This window comes from Clostridium porci, assembly GCF_009696375.1.
Lineage (GTDB): Bacteria > Bacillota > Clostridia > Lachnospirales > Lachnospiraceae > Enterocloster > Enterocloster porci.
The window spans coordinates 19430-39351 of sequence record NZ_VUMD01000009.1 but is presented as its reverse complement, the minus strand read 5'-3'; the positions used below and the strand labels follow the sequence as shown (position 1 = coordinate 39351).

The window sequence follows — 19922 nt, the reverse complement described above, 5'->3', positions numbered from 1 at the left end:
CGAAAGCCTAGCTGTGACGGCTTTCGGGTGTTGAATCATGGAGGATTCATATGTCAGCTGTCCCAGTTCTAATGCTCTGGCTCTGCTGCTGTGGGGACATAGGAGATCCGTTCCTTGGCAATCCGAATAAATTCCTGAGTCGCTCTGGACATATAGTGGCCTCTGTGGTAGCCGATGCCCAGAACGCCGTGGGCTCTGGAGTAGTTTAGGGAATAGCGGTTCAGATGATTGTGCTCCATAATGGCGCTGCGGCAGGATGGGGAGGAGGGATCTGGAGAGATAAACATTTTCGGATAAAATGTAATGCCCATGCCCTTTGCGCAGAGGGCCAGGACTGTCTCGATATTTTCCGTCTCCAGAACGATTCTGGGAGTCATCTGGGCTTCCTCAAAGATTTCGTCCGCTATGGTGCGTACCCGGTTGCCCTTTTTTAACAGTATAAAGGGGCATGCTTCCAGAAGACGCATATCCAGGGATGAGGACAGGGACTTTTTTAGCTCCTTAAGCTGGCCGGGATGGGCTTTGTCCAGAACCTCGTCCGGGACGATCATCAGGATCTCCTCCCCGCAGATCGGTACAGTTTCCACATGCTCCACCGTAAAGGGAAGCAGATCAATCATCAGGTCAATGTTGCCATGAAGCAGGTCGGAAGCCAGCTGGCTGGAATTTCCCTCCACAAGGCGAAGCTCAATGCCTGGAAACTGGGACTGATAGGCAGGCAGGATTTCAGGAAGGATAACCCGGCCTCGTGTGTGGGATACGCCGATGGAGAGCTGTCCTGTTGAAAAGTCCTTGATATCGGCGATTTCCTTGTAGGTCTCATCTCTCAGATCCAAAAGCTCCCTTCCTCTGGCCTTTAAAGCCCGTCCTGCATAGGTTAAAGTCAAAGGAGAGGTACGGTTAAAAAGCACCACGTCGAACTCCTTTTCCAGATTGGAGATATGGCTGCTTAAGGACTGCTGTGAGATATACAGCTTTTTGGCAGCTCTGGTAAAGTTAAGCTCCTCGGCCGCCACCAAAAAATACTCCAGATTCAGAAAGTTGATCATGGCATGGCGCCTCCATATCCTTTAAGGGAAGCGTCAGCCTGGCCGCAGCGCTCGTCCTCTGCCTGGGCTATAATTGCTTTTACAAAGGGAATATACTCTGCCAGACGATCCAGGGAGGTGTTTACAACCAGCCTCTCAGGAAACTGAACTTCCTCCAGCAGCTCATGTACCCGCCTGTGATTGCCTACGTCAGCTTCTGAGTGAGCGTCGCTGTTTATGATGATGGAGGCGCCATATTGCCTGCACAGCTTAAGCATTATCTTATAGTTCTCTCTGGCTCCCTGACGAAAGCTTAAGGGGGAAAGAGAGCTGCTGTTCACCTCCAGCAGGGTATGATGCTCCTTTGCGGCCGCTACAAGAGTGTCGTAATCAATAGGGAAACGGCCGTCGTCCGGATGGCCGATGATGTGGATAGCCGGATTCTTTATGGCATTCAGGTAGGCGTTGGTGTTTTGGAGCATGGAGCCGCATTGGATACAGGGAGTGTGAAGGCTGGCGATGGAGTAGTCCAGGGATTCCAGAAGGTTCTGCTCCATATCGATGGCTCCTTCATAGTCTATAATATTTAGTTCCACGCCCATCATTATTTTGACTCCGCAGATGGTTCTGGGAATCACCTTAAAGTTTAAGAAATGATAATAGTGGCAGCTTCCTGGCATAGCAGGCGCATGATCAGAGCAGCCCAGGAGGGCAAGCCCTCTTTGGGCAGCGCTGTAGGCCAGTTCATAGAGGGTATTGTAGGCATGTCCGCTGGCTGTTGTATGAGTGTGCATATCTATTAGGTCAATCATAAAGGCAGATTCCTTCTTTCCGAAGCGATAGTAAACGCATGTCAAGCATATCAGCTTCTATATACGGAACGATCATATCACACTTTTCATTTAGTGAAAAGGCATATAAAGCAGTATATTATAAAAAATTGGCATATTTTTTATAATAAAACTATAGAAATATTAGGTGGGTTGTTGTTATAATGGTAAGGAACGTTTTTTCGTAAAACATACGGAAGGTGAGGAGAAAATATGATGAGTGATGAAATGAACAAAGAGCTGGAGGTAAACACACAAGAGAAGGAGCCTGTCCAGACAATGGAGGATTTTGCGGCCGAGCTGGAGGCTTCTTACGCTTCTATGAACCAGAGGCAGATTGATATTGCTGAGGACGAGAGCGGAGAAAAGGCAAAATGGGCTCAGTTTGAACAGATGCTTGAGGATAAAACCGTTATTAAGGTAAAGATTGCTGAAGCTGTTAAGGGAGGGGTTGTTGCCTATGTAGATGAGGTGCGTGCTTTTATCCCTGCATCCCAGATTTCAACAGAGTATGTGGAAAAGCTGGAGGACTGGAAGGGCAAGTACCTTGAGGCTGTTGTGATTACTGCAGATCCGGAGAAGCACAGACTGGTGCTTTCCGGCCGGGAGGTTGAAAAAGAAAGAAAGGAAGCGCAAAAACAGGCCCGGCTTGCTGAATTTAAGGCCGGAGATATAGTGGAAGGCACGGTGGACAGTATTAAGCCATATGGCGCATTTATCAGATTGGCTGAGGGAGTGGACGGCCTGGTTCATGTTTCCCAGATCAGCACTCAGAGAATCAAGCATCCGGGCGTTGTGCTTACAGAGGGACAGACGGTTAAGGTTAAGATTCTCTCGACAGCAGACGGTAAGCTGAGTCTGAGTATGAAGGCTCTGGCAGAGCAGCAGGCAGAAGCCCAGGCGCACGAAACCTATGATTATAGGGAGAATGCAAAGGTGTCCACAGGGCTGGGAGACCTGCTTAAAGGGCTTAAGCTGTAAGATTAAAAGATAGGAGGGATACGAATGACCAATATCCCCAAATCGGATGACCAGGTTGATCAATGGCGTTCGGTAATGTTTTTATATGATTCAGCGTTAAAGAAGGTTAACACAAAGATTGAGATACTAAACAATGAGTTTGTAAGCCGTTATGACTATAACCCAATTGAGCATATTAAGTCCAGACTTAAGACTGCGGACAGCATTGTTAAAAAGTTAAAAAAAGCTGGATATGAGGTCTCCATAGAAAATATGATGGAACGTCTGTCTGATATTGCCGGTATCCGAATTATCTGCTCTTTTACATCAGACATCTACCAGATTGCAGATATGATTTCCAGGCAGAATGATGTGACAGTTCTCCATGTAAAGGATTATATTAAGAGTCCCAAGCCCAATGGATATAAAAGCTATCACATGGTTGTTACTGTTCCTGTGTATCTGACAGACGGACCTGTGGAGACAAAGGTGGAAATACAAATCCGTTCTGTAGCCATGGACTTCTGGGCCAGTTTAGAGCATAAGATTGCCTATAAGTTTGAGGGAAATGCGCCTGAGAATCTTTTAAAGGAGCTGAAGGCCTGCGCTGACATAGTGGATATGCTGGACGCTAAGATGTTTTCTCTGAATGAGGCCATCACCGAATTTGCCAAAAAGCAGCAGGAGCCGGCCTCAAAGGAGGCATAAGGCAGAGACGCTTCCCGGCTGCGGCTTAGAGTGTGTCAGAGAAAAGGTACAAAAGAGGGCTGAATTGTTAAAAGGAAGTATTTCGGTGAATCGGTTTATAAAAGAAACAAATGAGGTCATGAAGCTGAATCTGCGCCAGCTGGCTGTATTTGTACTGCTGTACCGGCTGGTGGCAGGTACACTCTATATCCGGCTGGTGAATCAGCTCCTGAGGCTCTCGTTGCGCGCGGCAGGGTACAGCTACCTTACCATGAGCAATATGGGGGCCTTTATTTGCCGGCCGGTGACGGTTGTGTCTGTGCTCCTGGCTCTGGCAGCCGGCATGGCGCTTATGCTGGTGGAAATAGGAGGGCTGTTAACCGCTTATCAGGCATCGGCTTATCTTCGCAGAGTAGATTTAGTGGCTATTTTAAAGGGGGCTTTGGAGAAAGCGGGGGATGAGTGGAGAAAGGGCAACTGGAGGCTTTTGCCCCTTAGCCTCGCAACCTATCTGATGATGAACAGCTATCTGCTGTTTCGAATTTTATCCAGGATAAAGCCTCTTAATTTTGTGATGTATGAGCTTTTGCGTTCCAGTGGGGGAAGGCTGGGACTCGTTGCTGTATCTGTGATTTTGGTAGTAGTAGGGATGTCCACTATGCTTGTATTTTTTACCTGTATGGTGGAGCAAAAGAGCTTTCAGGACGGTCTGAGGCGGAGCGTAGAGCTGTTAAAAAGACAGAGGCTGCGGGCCGTAGGGCTTCTGCTGTTTATCAATGTGCTGGTGGTGGCATTTCTGCTTTTGCTTTACCTGGTGATTGTGGTAGTGTCCGCTGTGGTGGTGTACCTGTTTGCGGCTCCCTATGCCTCTATGGCAGTGTTGGCCGCAGTCTGCTCACGACTTGAGCTTGTGACGCTGTTTATCGGAGGGATTTTGGTAGTATTGGCAGACTTCGGGGCGCTGACTGTGATATACTATCAGGCGGAGATGAAGAACCGCCGCAGCGCTCCCTGGGATTTTACGCCTCCTTATGAGATGCATTTTAAGCGTAAGTGGCTGTTAGCTCTCACTGGAGCTATGGCAGGGGTCAGCCTGCTTCTCATGTTCGATATGGCTTATAATGGCGCTTCACCGGATTGGTCGGCGCTGGGGCAAACGGAGATAACCGCTCACAGAGGCAGCTCTAAGCTGGCTCCTGAGAATACCATGGCTGCAGTTGAGAGAGCCATTGACGAGATGGCCGATTACTGTGAGATTGACGTCCAGACCTCGGCAGACGGAATTGTGATGGTTTGCCATGATCAGAACCTGAAACGTGTGGCAGGGGTGGATCGGCGGCTGGGAACCATGACCTACACTCAGTTAAAAGAGCTGGATGTAGGAAGCTGCATGGGAAGCCGGTTTGCCGGTGAAAGAATCCCTTCTCTGGAGGAGGTTCTGGCTGCCTGCAAGGGCAGGATTAAGTTAAATATTGAGCTTAAGAATATAGGCAATAAATCCAGCCTGCCAGAGCAGACGGCTGCACTGGTGAAGAAATATGGTATGGAGGATCAGTGTGTGATTACCTCGGTCAAGCTGGGGTATCTGGAGCGGGTAAAGAGGATGAACCCGAATTTGCGTACCGGCTATATACTGGCCGCCGCTTATGGAAAATACTATGAGAATGAGGCGATTGATTTTATCAGCATCCGTTCCAGCTTTGTAAACAAGCCTCTGGTGGAGGCGGCTCACGAAAATGGTAAAGCCGTCCATGTGTGGACTGTAAACAGCAAGACGGAATTGGAACAAATGAAACTTTTAGGCGTAGATAATATCATCACGGATGATCCTGCACGCGCCCGGGAAATACTATACAGAGAGAAAGCGACGGAGGGAATTTTGGAATATCTGAGGATGATGCTGCGGTAGATGAAGGACAGGAGACAAAGAATATGAGAGCAGTGGTACAGCGGGTAACACAGGCCAGCGTTACAGTAGACGGGGAGCAGATAGGGAGAATTGGAAAAGGATTTCTAATACTGCTTGGAGTTGCAGAGGGAGATACCAGGCAGCTGGCGGAGAGGATGGCCGATAAAATATGCCGTCTGAGAATATTTGAGGATGAAAGCGGAAAGACGAATCTGTCGCTGGAGGATGTAGGAGGGGAGCTTTTGGTAATCAGCCAGTTTACCCTTTACGCAGATTGCAGAAAAGGGAACCGGCCAAGCTTTATAAAGGCGGGGGAGCCTCAGCTGGCAGAAGACCTCTACAGGTATTTTATGAAGCAGTGCGAAACGCATGTGGATGTGGTGGAGCATGGAAGGTTCGGAGCAGATATGAAGGTGGATCTGTTAAATGACGGACCCTTTACCCTGATTCTGGACAGCGGGGATTTGTTTGGATAGAACTTAAAAGGACAGAGGAAAGAAGACATGGCAAAGATGATGGAGCGTGTGTTGTATTATAATCCGGGCACGCCGGAAACGATGAAGCATGTAGCCGTGATGAAAAGCGTGCTGGTGCGCATGGGAATCAGAATTAAGAATGTAGGGCCGGAACAGGTGATGGAGCAGGTCGGATACCTGGCAGGGCTTCCCGGATATGAGGCGGCCGGGAAACATGATGAGCCCCAGAGCATCTGCGAAAAGGAGGGCTATGGCAAGACTGAGGGGAGAGAGGCTGATACGCTTCCTGTTATTCCAGTGCAGATGCTGGTTCTGCATCAATTTTCCAACCGGAGGCTGGACGAGCTGCTCTTTAACCTAAGAAAAGCAGGTGTGCCTAAGATTGAGCTTAAGGCAGTGCTTACGGAGTACAACAGCGGATGGACGTTTTACCATCTCTATCAGGAACTGAAGGAAGAACATGAAGCTATGACCGCAGGGAATCAATCATGATAGATCCAACCAGACACAGGCAGCTTGAGGAGCTGGATCTGGTAGAGCTGTGTTCCAGAATCCTCTATCAGTCCAGAAATGAGCTATATCTGAATATGCGTTTTCTGGATGTTTCTCTGAGCAGCCTTGGATTTGAGGCTGACTGGGGGAGACAGGGACTGGCTACGGACGGGTGGCTGATTTATTATGGGCCGGATTCGCTTATAGAGCGTTACCGGCAGGGTAGGGCCTGGATAAACAGGGCCTATCTTCATATGCTTTTGCACTGTCTCTTTTGCCATATGGATACACGGGGAGACCGGGAAAAGCTCTATTGGGATCTGGCATGTGATATTGCCATGGAGAATATTATAGACGGCTTGTACCAGAAATGTATTCATGTTCCAAAGTCACCTCTGCGCCGGGAGACCTACCTCAGAATCGGAAAGCAGCTAGCAGGAGCTGAGAAAGACGTGAAGCAAAATCCGGCCGGAATGGATAAGAGAGCCGGAGGAGACTCAAACTTTCCTGTGCTGACGGCTGAACGCGTCTACCGGGCTCTTTTGGATATGAAGCTGCCTGAGCGCCGCGTCCATCTGCTCCAAAAGGAATTTATGGTGGACAGCCACGATTTGTGGAATCAGGATCTGCCTCCTAAGCAGATCCAAACACGCCGGAATCAGTGGAAGGATAAGAGGGAAAAAATGCAGACAGCACTGGAAACGGGCCATGACCATTCAAAGGATGACAATGAAAGCCTTTTAGAGCCGATTCAGGTGGAGAACCGGGAGCGGTATGACTACAGACGTTTCCTGCGTAAGTTTGCGGTTCTTAAGGAGGAGATGGAGGCAGACCCGGACTCCTTTGATTACGCTCTTTATACCTATGGCCTTTCCTTATATGGAAATATGCCCCTGATTGAGCCTTTGGAATCCAGGGAGATTTACCGTGTGGAGGATTTTGTAATTGCCATTGATACTTCCATGTCCTGTTCCGGCCAGCTGGTGAAACGGTTTCTGGAGGAAACCTATGATGTGCTGTCGGAGACAGAAAGCTATTTTAAAAAGGTTCATGTACACATTTTACAATGTGACGACAGGGTACGTTCGGATGTGTTGATCGCCAGTCCTCAGGAGCTTAGGGATTATATGGAACGCTTTGAGATCCAGGGACAGGGCGGCACGGATTTCAGACCTGCCTTTGAATATGTAAGCGGACTGAGAGCCAGAGGTGAAGCAGGCAATCTGAAGGGGCTGATTTATTTTACAGATGGAAAGGGAATCTACCCTGTAAAGGCTCCCCCCTATGATACGGCCTTTGTTTTTGTAGAGGACATGTTTTCGGATGAGTCCGTTCCGCCCTGGGCCATGAAGGTAGTGCTGGAGGAGGAGCAGATAATGGAGTATGGAAATAAGAAGGAGAGCAGCATATGAACATTAAACGGGCGAAGGAAGAAATAAAGGATACCGTTCAGGCCTATCTTTTAAAGGATGAATGGGGAGAATACGCTATACCCGCCATCCGCCAGAGGCCGGTGCTGCTGATGGGTCCGCCGGGAGTCGGAAAGACACAAATCATGGAACAGGTTGCTAGAGAATGCGGCGTAGGATTGGTGGCTTATACCATCACCCACCATACCCGGCAGAGCGCGGTGGGCCTTCCTTTTATAGACAAGAAAGTGTTTGGAGGCAGGGAATATTCCGTCACAGAATATACAATGAGTGAGATTGTGGCCTCTGTCTATGACAAGATAGAGGAGACAGGACTTAAGGAGGGGATTCTTTTTATTGATGAAATAAATTGTGTGTCCGAAACGCTGGCTCCTACCATGCTTCAGTTTTTACAGTGCAAAACCTTCGGAGGCCACAGGATTCCTGACGGCTGGCTTATCGCGGCGGCAGGAAATCCTCCGGAATACAATAAGTCGGTTCGGGAATTTGATGTAGTGACTCTGGATCGCATTAAAATGATACAGGTAGAGCCGGATTTGGGAGTATGGCAGGAGTACGCTTTCAGAGAGAACATTCACCCGTCCATCATTTCCTATCTGGATATTAAGGGGCAGTATTTCTGCCAAATAGAGACTACAGTTGACGGAAAGCGGTTCGCGACTCCCAGAGGCTGGGAGGACTTATCCCAACTGATATGGGTTTACGAAAGGCTTGGCAAAAAGGTGGATCGGGAGGTAGTGGGTCAGTATATTCAGCATCCGAAGATCTCAAAGGATTTTGCTAATTATCTGGAACTTTATTATAAATATCAGAATGAGTATCAGGTGGAGGAAATCCTGGAGGGCGTGATCCGCGAGGAGCTTTGCGACCGGATAGCCAGAGCTCCCTTTGATGAGCGTCTTAGCGTTACCGGCTTGCTGCTTGCTAAGCTGAGAGAGGGCTTTAAGGAGCTGCGGATTAAAAATCAGGTGATGGAGCTGCTTATGGAACAGCTTAAGGAGTACCGGCAGGAGCTGGAGGGGGTTCAGGAAGTCTCTTTGGAAGAGCAGGCTGGGCAGAGGCTTGAGAAAATGTCAGGAAGGCCCGGAGTTGTAATGGAGGAGCTGAGAGCCCGGCTGGAAGCTCAGCGCGTTTTCAGGAAAAAGCAGGGGCTTTTGGACAAGAGGAAGGAACAGCTTTTAAGGCAGGTAGAGGCTGCCTTAGAGGACTATGCAAAAGCGCTTACAGCTATGTCTCTTACGGATAAAGAGGAAATCTGGCAGTGGGTGCGGAACCAGTTTATGGAAGAAAGCGACCGGTACGAGGATATGAAGGGACGCTGCGGACGCCGGTTGGAGCATGCCTTTGACTTTATGGAGACGGCCTTTGGAAACAGCCAGGAGATGGTGATTTTTATGACAGAGCTGAATACGGGGGAGGCCTCCATTCAGTTTCTCAGTGAATATGAATGTGAGCGGTATTACCACTATAATAAAGAGCTGCTGTTTGATCAGCAGGAACAGAGGCTTAGCAGGAGGCTGGGGTAGAGCTGGCAATAAGAAATGCCGGAATGCCCCCGGTGACGGATGTTTTGTCAGGTGAACCGTCCTGATGACTTTGGGAAACTGATGAGACAGGGCCTGCTGCGGAACGGTTAGCCCAGGGAACCTTATTTTAATTACAGTTTAGGAGGGGAGAACGGAAAAGCGTTTCTTATAGATGTAGTGTGTAGTATATAGAGAAAGAGCAGGATGATTAGTATGAAGATTACGTATATCCATCATAGCAGCTTTATGGTAGAAATGGCGGAGGAGGTTCTGCTGTTTGATTATTTTCAGGGGGAGGTATCCTTGCACCGGTCTGGTAAGCCGGTGTTTATATTCGCCAGTCACAGACATGGGGATCATTTTTCGCAGAATATTTTCAAGCTGGCCTACAGCGGCCAGGAGGCATACTATGTTCTTTCCGATGATATAGGGCGCGGGCAAGTTCCGGAGAGTCTTCAGGAACGGACGGTATTTATAGGGCCAGGTCAGAAGGCAGAGCTAGAGAATGGAGCGGGCAGGAGGCTGGAAATAGAGACTTATAAGTCCACGGACAAGGGTGTCGCGTTTTTAGTGACAGTGGAAGGAAGGACCATATACCATGCCGGGGATTTGAATAACTGGGTGTGGGATGGTGAGCCTGAGGCGGATAACCGACGAATGAGCGAGCGCTTTCACAGGGAGTTGGGCAAGCTGGCGGGCCGTCATATTGATGTGGCGTTTATGCTGATCGATCCCAGGCAGGGGAACTCCTTTCATCTGGGAATGGATGACTTTATGCGGCGCGTAGGAGCCGATGTGGTGTTTCCGATGCATTTTTGGGGAGATTTTCAGGCTGTTGACAGATTTAAGGCTCTGCCTGCAGCGGAGGGATATAAGGATAAAATACAGGAAATCCGGTACGAAGGACAATGCTTTACAGTATGAAGAACAGACAAAGAGAGGACAGGGATATGATATGGATTCGCAATGGCCGCGTTATAGACCCGGCTTCAGGGAGAGATGAAAAAGCGGATGTTTGGCTGGCTGAGGGGCGTATAGTAAAAATCATAGCCTCCGGCAGCAGGAGGGAGGGGGAGATGACCGGGGGGCTTCCGTCAGAAACGGGAAGGGAGCTTCAGGTGATTGACGCAAAAGGTCTCACCGTCGCGCCGGGGCTTGTGGACGTCCATGTACACTTCCGGGATCCGGGGCTAACCTACAAGGAAGACATACAGACCGGCTCAAAGGCAGCTGCAAGGGGAGGCTTTACCACGGTGGTTTGCATGGCAAATACTAAGCCTGTTGTAGACAACCCGGAGACACTTGGATATGTGCTGGAGGAAGGTAAAAAGACTGGTATCCATGTATTAAGCTGTGCGGCTGTGTCCAGGGGCTTTCAGGGAAAAGAGCTGACTGATATGGAGGGACTTTTGAAGGCCGGGGCAGCGGGATTTACGGATGATGGGAGCCCTCTCATGGACGGGGAATTTGTAAGAGCCGCTATGAAAGAAGCCGCAAGGTTGGGAGCGGTTCTCAGCTTCCATGAAGAGGATAAGTCCTATATAAAGGAAAATGGAATCAATCATGGAGCCATATCAGAGGCTCTGGGCATCTATGGCTCGCCGGCTGTGGCAGAGGAGTCCCTGGTAGCAAGAGACTGTGAGCTTGCTCTGGAAACAGGAGCGGTAATTGATGTGCAGCATATAAGCTCTGGAGGGGCCGTCGATATAGTGCGCCGGGCAAAAGGCCGGGGCGCCCATGTATGGGCAGAGGTGACGCCTCATCATATTGCGCTTACAGAGGAAGCTGTGTTAAAGTACGGGACTCTGGCTAAGATGAATCCGCCCTTAAGAACCGCTGGGGATCGCGACAAGCTCATAGAGGGTCTTAAGGACGGTACCATAGATATGATAGCGACTGACCATGCGCCTCATAGCCCACAGGAGAAGGCAAAGCCTCTCACAGAAGCTCCCAGCGGTATTCTGGGCTTGGAGACAGCCCTGGCCGTTTCGCTGACAAAGCTGGTAAAGCCTGGTCATCTGACTCTTTGCCAGCTTATGGAGAAGATGAGCTTAAACCCGGCCAGACTATATAAGCTGGATTGCGGACGGCTTCAGGAGGGAGCTCCGGGGGATATTGTAATATTTGATGAGAACAGGGAGTGGACAGTGTCTGAATTTGCCTCTAAGTCGAGGAACAGCCCCTTCCTTGGAGAGATGCTGACCGGGAAGGTGATGTATACGATCTGTGGGGGTAAAGTGGTTTGGATGAATTGATGGGGGATAAATTTTATCCAGTTTCTCTTTACACATTTACTTTAGTATGCTAATATGATAGAGTGTCAAACCTATGGGAGGTGAATATAGGCACAGGCTTAAGCGGTCATTGGAAACCCGCTGGATGTTAATTAAGAGGAGGAAGAGTATATAATGAAGAAACGAATCGTAGGTATAGCTATGGCGGCAGTAGTAGTGGCGGCATCACTGGCAGGCTGCGGCGGTGGATCGGCTGAGACGAAGGCGGCAACTGGTACAGCGGCAGCGGAGGCTGATACCTCAGCAGCGGAGAGGGATACAGCAGCAGCTTCGGAGACAGCGGCAGCTGGCGGGGGAGAAACCTTGATCGTAGGCTTTGACGCGGATTTCCCGCCCATGGGCTTTATGGACTCCGACGGAGCGTATACAGGTTTTGACCTGGAGCTGGCACAGGAGGCTGCCAAGCGTTTGGGCTTGGAATATGTGGCTCAGCCAATTTCCTGGGACGCCAAGGATATGGAGCTTGAGACAGGAAATATCGACTGTATCTGGAATGGGTTTACCATTACAGGACGGGAGGATGACTATGAATGGACGGAAGCCTATATGGCTAACACACAGGTGTTTGTAGTGGCCAGGGATTCTGGTATTAAAAGTCAGGCGGATCTGGCAGGAAAGGTTGTGGAATGCCAGGTGGATTCCTCGGCAGAGGCGGCTTTGAAGGCAGCGCCGGAATTAACCGCGACTTTTAAGGAGCTTCTCACAACCGCTGATTATAACAGCGCGTTTATGGATCTGGAGCAGGGGGCGGTGGACGCCATTGCTATGGATGTAATTGTGGCAGGCTATCAGATTCAGCAGAGAAACGCGGATATGGTGATTCTGGAAGATTCTCTTTCAGCTGAGGAATACGGCGTGGGCTTTAAAAAGGGTAATACAGAGCTGAGAGACAAGGTTCAGGCTGCCCTGGAGGAAATGGCTGCAGATGGCACTCTCAAGGCTATTTCAGAGAAATGGTTCGGAGAGGATGTTACCACCATTGGAAGGTAGGCGTCCTGCTGTGGGAGGCTAAGTGGAGACATAGATTGAAAGCCGTTGCAAAAGGTGCCCGTTCTGTCTGGATTTTGGCAGAGAAAGGCGCCTGCCGCAGCGGCTTTCCCTGTTGGAAGAAATTAAGTACACAAAAGGATAGAAGGCGGGTAGGGCTTATGGAGAAAATGACAATTCAGCAGATGGTAGTACAGTTGGCGGGAGGAATGGGAGTAAGCATACAGATTTTTGTGGTGACGCTCTTGTTTTCTTTGCCTTTGGGATTGGCGGTAGCCTTTGGGCGCATGTCCAGGAATAAGCTTCTTCAGACGATTGTTAAGGTTTATATATCCATTATGAGAGGCACGCCGCTGATGCTGCAGCTAATGGTCGTGTATTTTGGGCCTTATTATCTTTTTAGGATTCGTGTAGGCAGCGGCTACCGCCTGTGGGCGGCCTTTATCGGATTTGTGCTCAACTATGCCGCCTACTTTGCGGAAATTTACAGAAGCGGTATCCAGTCTATGCCGGAAGGCCAGTATGAGGCTGCCAGGGTGCTGGGCTACAGTAAGCTGCAGACCTTTTTCAAGATTATTCTTCCTCAGGTTGTCAAACGGATTCTTCCCTCTGTGACCAATGAGGTAATTACCCTTGTAAAGGATACCTCACTGGCCTTCACCTTAAGCGTAGTAGAAATGTTCTTTATCGCAAAGGCGCTGGCGGCATCCCAGACTAGTGTCATTCCCCTTGTGGCAGCCGGCGTGTTCTATTATGTGTTCAATTTAGTGGTAGCCATGGGGATGGAATGGGTAGAAAAAAGACTTGCATATTACCAGTAGAGTCAGGAGGATTGGGGATTATGAAGCTGTTAGAATTAAAGCATGTAGAAAAGTCGTTTGGTGAGCTGGCAGTCATTAAGAATATCTCCCTTGAAGTGGAGGAAGGGGAGATTGTTTCTATCATTGGCCCCTCCGGCTCCGGCAAATCCACCCTTCTGCGGTGCGCCACCCTGCTGGAAGCAATCGACAGCGGCGAGATTCTCTATCTGGGCCAGAAGGCGGTCTGGAGTGAAGGGCAGGGAAGGCTGCGCTATGCAGGGAAAAAGGAGCTGAAACATATTCAAAGCCAGTATGGGTTGGTGTTTCAGAATTTCAATCTATTCCCTCATTTTTCCGTTATGAAGAATATAACTGACGCTCCCATCCATGTTCAGAAGAGGGATAGGGAGACGGTGTACAGGGAAGCCAGGGAGCTTCTTAAGAAAATGGGGCTGGAGGATAAGGAGGAGGCGTTCCCCTGTCAGCTTTCCGGCGGTCAGTGTCAGCGGGTGGCCATTGCAAGAGCCCTGGCCCTCCATCCGAACATTTTATTCTTTGACGAACCCACCTCGGCTTTGGATCCGGAACTTACAGGGGAGGTTCTAAAAGTGATCCGATCTTTGGCAGAGCTTCATATAGCCATGGTGATCGTGACCCATGAGATGGCCTTTGCCAAGGATATATCCAATCGCGTTATCTTCATGGCTGATGGAGTAATCGTAGAGGAGGGAACTCCTGAAGCGGTTTTTGCCTCCGGCAATGAGAGAACTCAGGCATTCCTGGGACGATACGGGGCGCTGCTGTAACAGACGGTGCCTGGGAAACCGGAAACAGCCTGGCATTGCGAAGGCGTTGGAGGGAACAGCCTTGTTTCCGGTTTATTGTAAATGAATCCTGGCTATACTGGTAAGAAAAAGGAACGGTATGGCTATGGATTTATCTCCCGAATTTAAAAAACTTATTGCTCTTATGTATCTGATTCACCTTCCTGGGATTCTATGGACGAAGCGTAAGGGGCCTTTTCCTCCAAACTAGTAGCATTTGGAGCAGCGGGTGTATCCCTTGGCCAGTGCGTCTGATAAGGACAGTTGAGTCGCCTTATCTGGATTCATCCGGCCACAATTAGGAATGGAGTGATATTTTTTTCCTGTTGCTGGTATCCATACGGTAGCTGTGACGGGAAGGGACGCCGCTTCTGTTTGAGCTGACTGTGGGATAGCGGTTTTTGCCGGTGTGACTTGTGTCTGGACGATGCCGTTTACTGTAAGAGCGCCGTTGGCATTCACTGTACTGCCGTCGGGGGTAGTGGTATTTGTCAGACAATATCCATCCGCATCAAAGTAATAGTTTTCTGAAATACCGTCCCCGTTCCCGTCAATCCACTGCCATGTATTCTCTGGATACGTTCCGTCATCGTTTTGATACCACCATCCCGTGGAATCGCTTTGCCATGTTCCTGCCAAAGCTGTACTGCTGAATGCCGCCGATAGTGAAAGTACAGTTAGTAATAGTCTGGTTTTCCTCATACATAATTCCTCCTTAGTATTGGTTGTGCTCACCTTTGCGTATAGTATAAAACGTAAAAATGATAAAAGCAACAGGAGGGAGGGATATAAGAGCTTTTTTATTTTCCGGAGGACAAAGTCCTCCGGAAGCTGAAAGGGTCTTTACATGCAATCCGTGAGCAGCGGAAGGATGGAATCCAGCTTTGCCTTTAATACTCCCTCAAGTGTGGTAATCTGTTCTAAAGTGGCTTGTACAGATGTGTCGATGGCAAGCAGGGTTTCGATATCGCTGTATGCAGATACCACTTTATTTATTTTAGCACATTCTGCGTTTAATATGCAGGCAAGGGCATCCTCCTGATGTGCTATGGAGGTAGCAATACTTAAAATAACAGGGCAAGGGCAGCTCCTTGGACAGGTTGATGAACAATAGCTAATTTCTTTTTGATTCATTATAGTCTCTCCTTTCGATGATGCGGTAACATAGTTGATTGTGAAAGCAGCTTGTATTTAGTATGAAGCCGGAGCGGCTTCTATACAAAGTTGGTAAATCTCATCGGATAGCTTCACAACCATCTAAGTAATAATAATATATGGACGAGATAAAAAAGTGTGACAAGCCAGCGGATCGCCTGATGACAATGAGCGGTAGATGCTTAAATTAGGCTGAAGGGATGGGGAATATAATCTGGGAAAGGATTATAAAAAGGAGCCGCAAAAGCGGCTCCCATCTATATTATCTCCAGGGCCAGTTACGGTCGTCGCGTCTGTCCCAACGGTCGTCACGTCTGTCCCGGCGGTCGTCACGTCTATCCCGGCGGTCGTCGCGCCTGTCATCCCGGCGGTCACGGTCACAGCGGCAGGGCGGGAAAAAGGGGCAGCCAGGTCTGCAGCGGCGGTTCTGGAAGAATGGTTCGAAATTATCAGGCATAGGTTTACCTCCTTTAGCATTTATCAATGGGATTGTTAATCAAAGAAGCCACTCTAAATTCGTGGACGTGGTCATCATCCATGGTTGTGAAGGCATTAGCAAAGTGAACGTGTCTGCCGTCACCCACGGGTATAGCAGGAGAGGATACCCCGCTAAATTCATGAATGTGCCCGTCATAGGAATCCGTACGGAAGGTTATTCTATGAACATGGCTCCCCATAAAGGGTCTGGCCTCACCGGATACAGTTGCGAAGCGGTGATTATGAGGGTCTTCGCAGCGTTCGGCAATTAGAGTGCTCCCTACGATCTCGTGTACATGCTGCATGTCGAAATCGTTAAGATTCATTTCATCCATGTTTGTTTGCTCCTTTCTTGTGGTTTAATATAGACTATGAGCATATGGATGAATGTGTGACAAGCCATGGGGAAGATTGCGTGTTCACTATCTAGCAGATACATGAATTAATAAAAGCTTAAGGGGAATTTCGTTGAATATTCTTCTGGTTAATGATAAGCTGTTTAGAGAAGCAATGGTGTGAAAACCGTGTATGGAAATTTATGCCTTTTTATAAAACAGAGTTGATTTACTGATGATACAAGCCTGGATTTGCTTAAATATATCACTATCAGTACTAAAAGCAATTTGGTAAATAGTCAAGAGTTATTTTGAAAAGATTTTTATCCAAAAGGGTAACCTTAATAGACCTACGTTCCAAAAGAAACATAAGTTCGATTTACAGTATGGATTACCTACTCTTTTCCGGAGAGTAGAGTTGGCTCTTGTCCAGCAGACCATAGAGCAGACGTATAAATTTACGGGAAGTCAACGCGAGTGATCGTTTATGCTGATGATTTTTGGTTTCAGCATATTTCTTATGATAGAAGCGTTCATATTCAGGACAGTGTTTTATCACACTTCCGGTTGCTTCTATGATGTAATACCGAAGGTAACGGTTGCCGGCCTTGCTCATATGTTTGTCTTCGGCCTCAAAGTCGCCGGAATCATTGTCATTCCAAATGATGCCGCAATACTTTGCGAGTGAGTCGGCACTTTGAAAAGCTTTGACCGAACCGATTTCAGCAAGAATGCCGGCAGAGTATACCTTACCAATTCCAGGTATGGAGTTAAGCACCGTATATTCCTCTGGATTTAACCCTTGGACTGTTTGAAGGATTGCTTTATCAATTGCTTTTAATTCCTTTTCAAAGGAGCTGATGCAGTTAAATGAGGAGGCAATTGATATCGTAAGTGGTTCATACAGGCATTTATCAAGTCGGTATGAATTACGGGCTGCAGCCTGTACTATGTTAGCTGTTTCTTCCGGATCAGCAATACGACCTTTACTTTTAGAGTTAATGAATGCAACAAGGTCTTCAACAGAGGTATTTACAATATCCTCATTTGTTGTGAACTCGGTCAGAATTGCTTCTGCCGTAGCACTATATTTGTTTGAAAAAGGATGTTCTCCATTACGGAGTAAAGCGTATTCACTGAATTTCAGAAAGATGTTATTCAGCATATATGTTTTCTCTCTGGCAATGCATTCAGTGATGTGCATCCGGTGTCTGGTAAGCCGCTGTAAGGCGAGATACTGAGAACCACGCCAGGGCTTGATACTGATACGACCGACACGGGCAAAATCAGCAATAACAAAGGAATCAATGCCATCGTTTTTACCAATGTCATTGAAGGACTTTTTATAATTTTTCACTTCCTTTGGATTGAGGCAATAAACACGGACAGAAAATGGAGCCAATAAATCGCTGGCAGAAAGATAATTCGCCAGATGAACTCCATAAAAACCAGTCGATTCCATGCTGATAACAACGTATTTAAACTGATGGTTCTCTTTTAAGACCTCAGAAATCATACCTTCAAGAAGAACTGCACCTTCCTGAGTATTCGGTACAGGCTTCATTTTTATGAAGAACTCCTGATGAAAATCAAGTGCAGAGATAACATGAATACGGGATGCAATATCAATCCCAACAAAAAGCGTTGAGAGGTAATCAATTTTTTCTTTCACGGGAAGTCACCACCTTTCATAGCAGAATAAAAAGAATGTAATCATGGCTTATCCCAGATCACTACGCCACCCTAACCCTCGCGTTATTAGCATTGTCCGGTAAGAAATACCCTGCTGGCGGCTAGATACCGGGATACAGCATTTGTGTAATAAGTCTTGGCGTAGCATTAGGGCTGCAGGCTTTCATGGCAATAGCATAAGCTTTGCTGGAGACTAGAAGCAGTGACCACAGCTACAGTTCTTATGAACCTAATTGTAACATCTGGGACCATGACTATAAAGTAACTTATTAACCCATAGACAGAGAAAAGGATGGCCCATCATGGATGAAGAGAACTCTTCTGATTGGAGGTTTAGAATTATCCTTCTGTCTAAACAAAAAAGAATAAGTCTGTAAGCCCTTTTCTTGCTTACAAACTTATTATACGAGGAGAATACGATTATGAAAAAAGGGTTATTGGTAATGGCGGGAGCGATTTTGTCTGCCGCTATGGTACTGGGAACTGCCTGCGTTAAGAAACAGGAGGCTAATACACATCAGGACGCAGCTACCCAGGTTGTCACAGCTGATAGCGCTATGTCCGAGGCTCCGAAGGAAAAGAAAGAAGAGCCTTCCGCAGAAGCAGAAGGCCAAAGGGAAGTATATCACATGCTTCAGGGAACGATTATAAAGCCGGCAGGAGACGGCGCTGCATTTACGCTCCGGGCGGACGACGGCAAGGATTATGATATCAGCCTGTCGGATATCCGTAACGTGGAGGTGGAGCTGGAAGAGGACGCGCAGATTGCTATTGCCTGCATAGGAGAACCCCTAGGGGACCTTAAGGATGTGACGCTGGTGTTAGCGCTCCCTGAACAGGAGGAGTGGAGCATTTTGACGGAAAAGGGTACTACTATCTCTAATGCTATGAGCAGCTTTGCTATAAAGACTGAGGATGGACGAGAGCTGAGCTTTTTGAAGGATAACTGTCCCATAGAGGAAGGGGCTTTGGCCGGAGACAGCGGAGAAAAGGTAAGGGTGGTTTACGTTAATTCACAGGGAACGAATTTCCCTATTGAGATAAAAAAGGGCGAATAACCCCCTCCTATAAAGCGTTTTCAGACAAAAAGGACGGCTGCAAGCTTCGGTAGGACAGTCCCGAAAGGGGTTAATTATGAGCGTTGAGCAAAAATATATTTCTGATGTGGAAACAATTTTATCACACAGGCATGACAACGGCGCAGACTATTGGACCACTAACGACTATAAATTGCTGAAAGGCGCACCTTACACCACCTTAGAGTGCATATTATATTTATTGGAATTAGGTGTGCCGTCTGATGATGAAGTGATGAAAAATGTTGCCGCACTCATCTTCAGTAATTGGAAAGAGGATGGACGAGTTAAAATTTCTCCCACAGGCGGAATTTATCCATGCCATACTGCTTTAGCTGTCAATGTCTTATGCCATATGGGATATTCAGATGATGCCAGGCTGAAAAAATCATTTGCATATTTCCTTGATACACAACAGGAAGACGGTGGTTGGAAATGTAATAAATACAGCTTTGGACGGGGCGAAGAAACTAAATATTCAACGCCTTATACTACTTTGGTAGTGTTGGATTTATTGCGCTATTCCCCATATTTTAGTCACGAAGCACGATTAAATAAAGCCGTTGATTTTCTCTTAGAGCATTGGATTATCCGCAAGCCTATCAGTCCTTGTCATTATGGGATAGGCACACTGTTTATGCAAATTGAATATCCGTTCCGAGGGTATAATCTGTTTTACTATGTGTATGTCCTGTCATTTTATGACAGAGCGAAAAAAGACAAGCGTTTCCTTGAAGCGTTAAAGGTACTGGAACAAAAAACGGTGAACGGAGAAATCCCTGTTGAGAGGGTTGTGCCTAAACTTGCAAAACTCAATTTTTGCAGGAAAGGCAATACAAGCCAACTTGCCACGAAACGCTATCAAGAGATAATAAAGAATGTTGAAGAATGAATGGAATTATATGATTGGAGTTATACAGCGTGAAGAATGCTGAACTTGTAAA

Annotated in this window: 20 protein-coding genes; 14 read left to right on the top strand and 6 right to left on the bottom strand. The window is 47.7% G+C overall.

Translation table 11 applies throughout. The annotated features are described in order from the left end of the window. Positions 1–68 precede the first annotated feature (68 nt). Together FYJ39_RS11485 and FYJ39_RS11480 are read right to left on the bottom strand one after the other, a co-directional pair. Entirely contained in the window at positions 69–1049 is a 981-nt protein-coding gene (locus FYJ39_RS11485) for a LysR family transcriptional regulator (protein WP_154472604.1), read from the bottom strand. Then, positions 1046–1840 carry a phosphatase gene (locus tag FYJ39_RS11480; protein WP_154472603.1) on the bottom strand — a complete coding sequence of 265 codons (795 nt, stop codon included), beginning with the start codon at positions 1838–1840 and terminating at the stop codon, positions 1046–1048. The genes FYJ39_RS11485 and FYJ39_RS11480 overlap by 4 nt, the downstream gene beginning before the upstream one ends. A 231-nt stretch (positions 1841–2071) precedes the next feature. Here FYJ39_RS11480 and FYJ39_RS11475 point away from each other — a divergent pair, with 231 nt between their 5' ends. The 12 genes from FYJ39_RS11475 (at position 2072) to FYJ39_RS11420 (ending at position 14225) form a co-directional block, all read left to right on the top strand. Further along, positions 2072–2839 carry a S1 RNA-binding domain-containing protein gene (locus FYJ39_RS11475; RefSeq protein WP_235919813.1) on the top strand — a complete coding sequence of 256 codons (768 nt, stop codon included), beginning with the start codon at positions 2072–2074 and terminating at the stop codon, positions 2837–2839. Positions 2840–2863: 24 nt separating this feature from the next. After that, complete coding sequence (locus tag FYJ39_RS11470; protein ID WP_154472602.1) at positions 2864–3526, top strand: GTP pyrophosphokinase; 663 nt, start codon at positions 2864–2866, stop codon at positions 3524–3526. An 85-nt stretch (positions 3527–3611) separates the two neighbouring features. Then, entirely contained in the window at positions 3612–5414 is a 1803-nt protein-coding gene (locus FYJ39_RS11465; protein ID WP_287848347.1) for a glycerophosphodiester phosphodiesterase, read from the top strand. A gap of 23 nt (positions 5415–5437) precedes the next feature. Next, positions 5438–5890, top strand: a complete 453-nt coding sequence (gene dtd, locus FYJ39_RS11460; RefSeq protein ID WP_154472601.1) for a D-aminoacyl-tRNA deacylase — start codon at positions 5438–5440, stop codon at positions 5888–5890. 27 nt (positions 5891–5917) lie between these two features. Further along, positions 5918–6382: a DUF3783 domain-containing protein gene (locus tag FYJ39_RS11455; protein ID WP_154472600.1), complete on the top strand. Its 465-nt coding sequence runs from the start codon at positions 5918–5920 to the stop codon at positions 6380–6382. Continuing rightward, the gene (locus tag FYJ39_RS11450; RefSeq protein ID WP_154472599.1) at positions 6379–7794 is read left to right on the top strand and encodes a vWA domain-containing protein; all 1416 of its coding nucleotides are present in this window, start codon (positions 6379–6381) and stop codon (positions 7792–7794) included. Before FYJ39_RS11455 ends, FYJ39_RS11450 begins: the two co-directional genes overlap by 4 nt. Further along, positions 7791–9338, top strand: coding sequence for an AAA family ATPase (locus FYJ39_RS11445; RefSeq protein ID WP_154472598.1), 1548 nt, complete (start codon positions 7791–7793; stop codon positions 9336–9338). Before FYJ39_RS11450 ends, FYJ39_RS11445 begins: the two co-directional genes overlap by 4 nt. Positions 9339–9551: 213 nt before the next feature. Then, the gene (locus FYJ39_RS11440; protein ID WP_154472597.1) at positions 9552–10262 is read left to right on the top strand and encodes an MBL fold metallo-hydrolase; all 711 of its coding nucleotides are present in this window, start codon (positions 9552–9554) and stop codon (positions 10260–10262) included. Positions 10263–10288: 26 nt separating this feature from the next. Then, on the top strand, positions 10289–11593 hold the full coding sequence (locus tag FYJ39_RS11435; protein ID WP_154472699.1) for a dihydroorotase: 1305 nt from the start codon (positions 10289–10291) through the stop codon (positions 11591–11593). A gap of 153 nt (positions 11594–11746) precedes the next feature. Then, on the top strand, positions 11747–12622 hold the full coding sequence (locus tag FYJ39_RS11430; RefSeq protein ID WP_154472596.1) for an amino acid ABC transporter substrate-binding protein: 876 nt from the start codon (positions 11747–11749) through the stop codon (positions 12620–12622). A 167-nt stretch (positions 12623–12789) separates the two neighbouring features. Then, positions 12790–13440, top strand: a complete 651-nt coding sequence (locus FYJ39_RS11425) for an amino acid ABC transporter permease (RefSeq protein WP_407923840.1) — start codon at positions 12790–12792, stop codon at positions 13438–13440. Positions 13441–13460: 20 nt separating this feature from the next. Next, on the top strand, positions 13461–14225 hold the full coding sequence (locus FYJ39_RS11420) for an amino acid ABC transporter ATP-binding protein (protein WP_154472594.1): 765 nt from the start codon (positions 13461–13463) through the stop codon (positions 14223–14225). A gap of 225 nt (positions 14226–14450) precedes the next feature. On the opposite strand, the gene FYJ39_RS11415 is transcribed toward FYJ39_RS11420, so the two are convergent. From FYJ39_RS11415 to FYJ39_RS11395, 4 genes are all read right to left on the bottom strand, one after another. Beyond that, entirely contained in the window at positions 14451–14945 is a 495-nt protein-coding gene (locus tag FYJ39_RS11415) for a hypothetical protein (protein ID WP_154472593.1), read from the bottom strand. Positions 14946–15086: 141 nt separating this feature from the next. Then, positions 15087–15377 (bottom strand): hypothetical protein, encoded by a 291-nt coding sequence (locus FYJ39_RS11410; protein ID WP_154472592.1) that lies wholly within the window; start codon positions 15375–15377, stop codon positions 15087–15089. Between the two features lie 491 nt (positions 15378–15868). Continuing rightward, positions 15869–16201, bottom strand: coding sequence for a YmaF family protein (locus FYJ39_RS11400; protein WP_154472590.1), 333 nt, complete (start codon positions 16199–16201; stop codon positions 15869–15871). 400 nt (positions 16202–16601) lie between these two features. Beyond that, positions 16602–17882 carry an IS110 family RNA-guided transposase gene (locus tag FYJ39_RS11395; RefSeq protein ID WP_316330346.1) on the bottom strand — a complete coding sequence of 427 codons (1281 nt, stop codon included), beginning with the start codon at positions 17880–17882 and terminating at the stop codon, positions 16602–16604. A gap of 442 nt (positions 17883–18324) precedes the next feature. Between FYJ39_RS11395 and FYJ39_RS11390 the strand changes: the two genes are divergently transcribed. Together FYJ39_RS11390 and FYJ39_RS11385 are read left to right on the top strand one after the other, a co-directional pair. Then, positions 18325–18960 (top strand): hypothetical protein, encoded by a 636-nt coding sequence (locus tag FYJ39_RS11390; RefSeq protein ID WP_154472589.1) that lies wholly within the window; start codon positions 18325–18327, stop codon positions 18958–18960. 76 nt (positions 18961–19036) lie between these two features. Beyond that, positions 19037–19870 carry a prenyltransferase/squalene oxidase repeat-containing protein gene (locus tag FYJ39_RS11385; RefSeq protein ID WP_154472588.1) on the top strand — a complete coding sequence of 278 codons (834 nt, stop codon included), beginning with the start codon at positions 19037–19039 and terminating at the stop codon, positions 19868–19870. Positions 19871–19922: the final 52 nt, after the last annotated feature.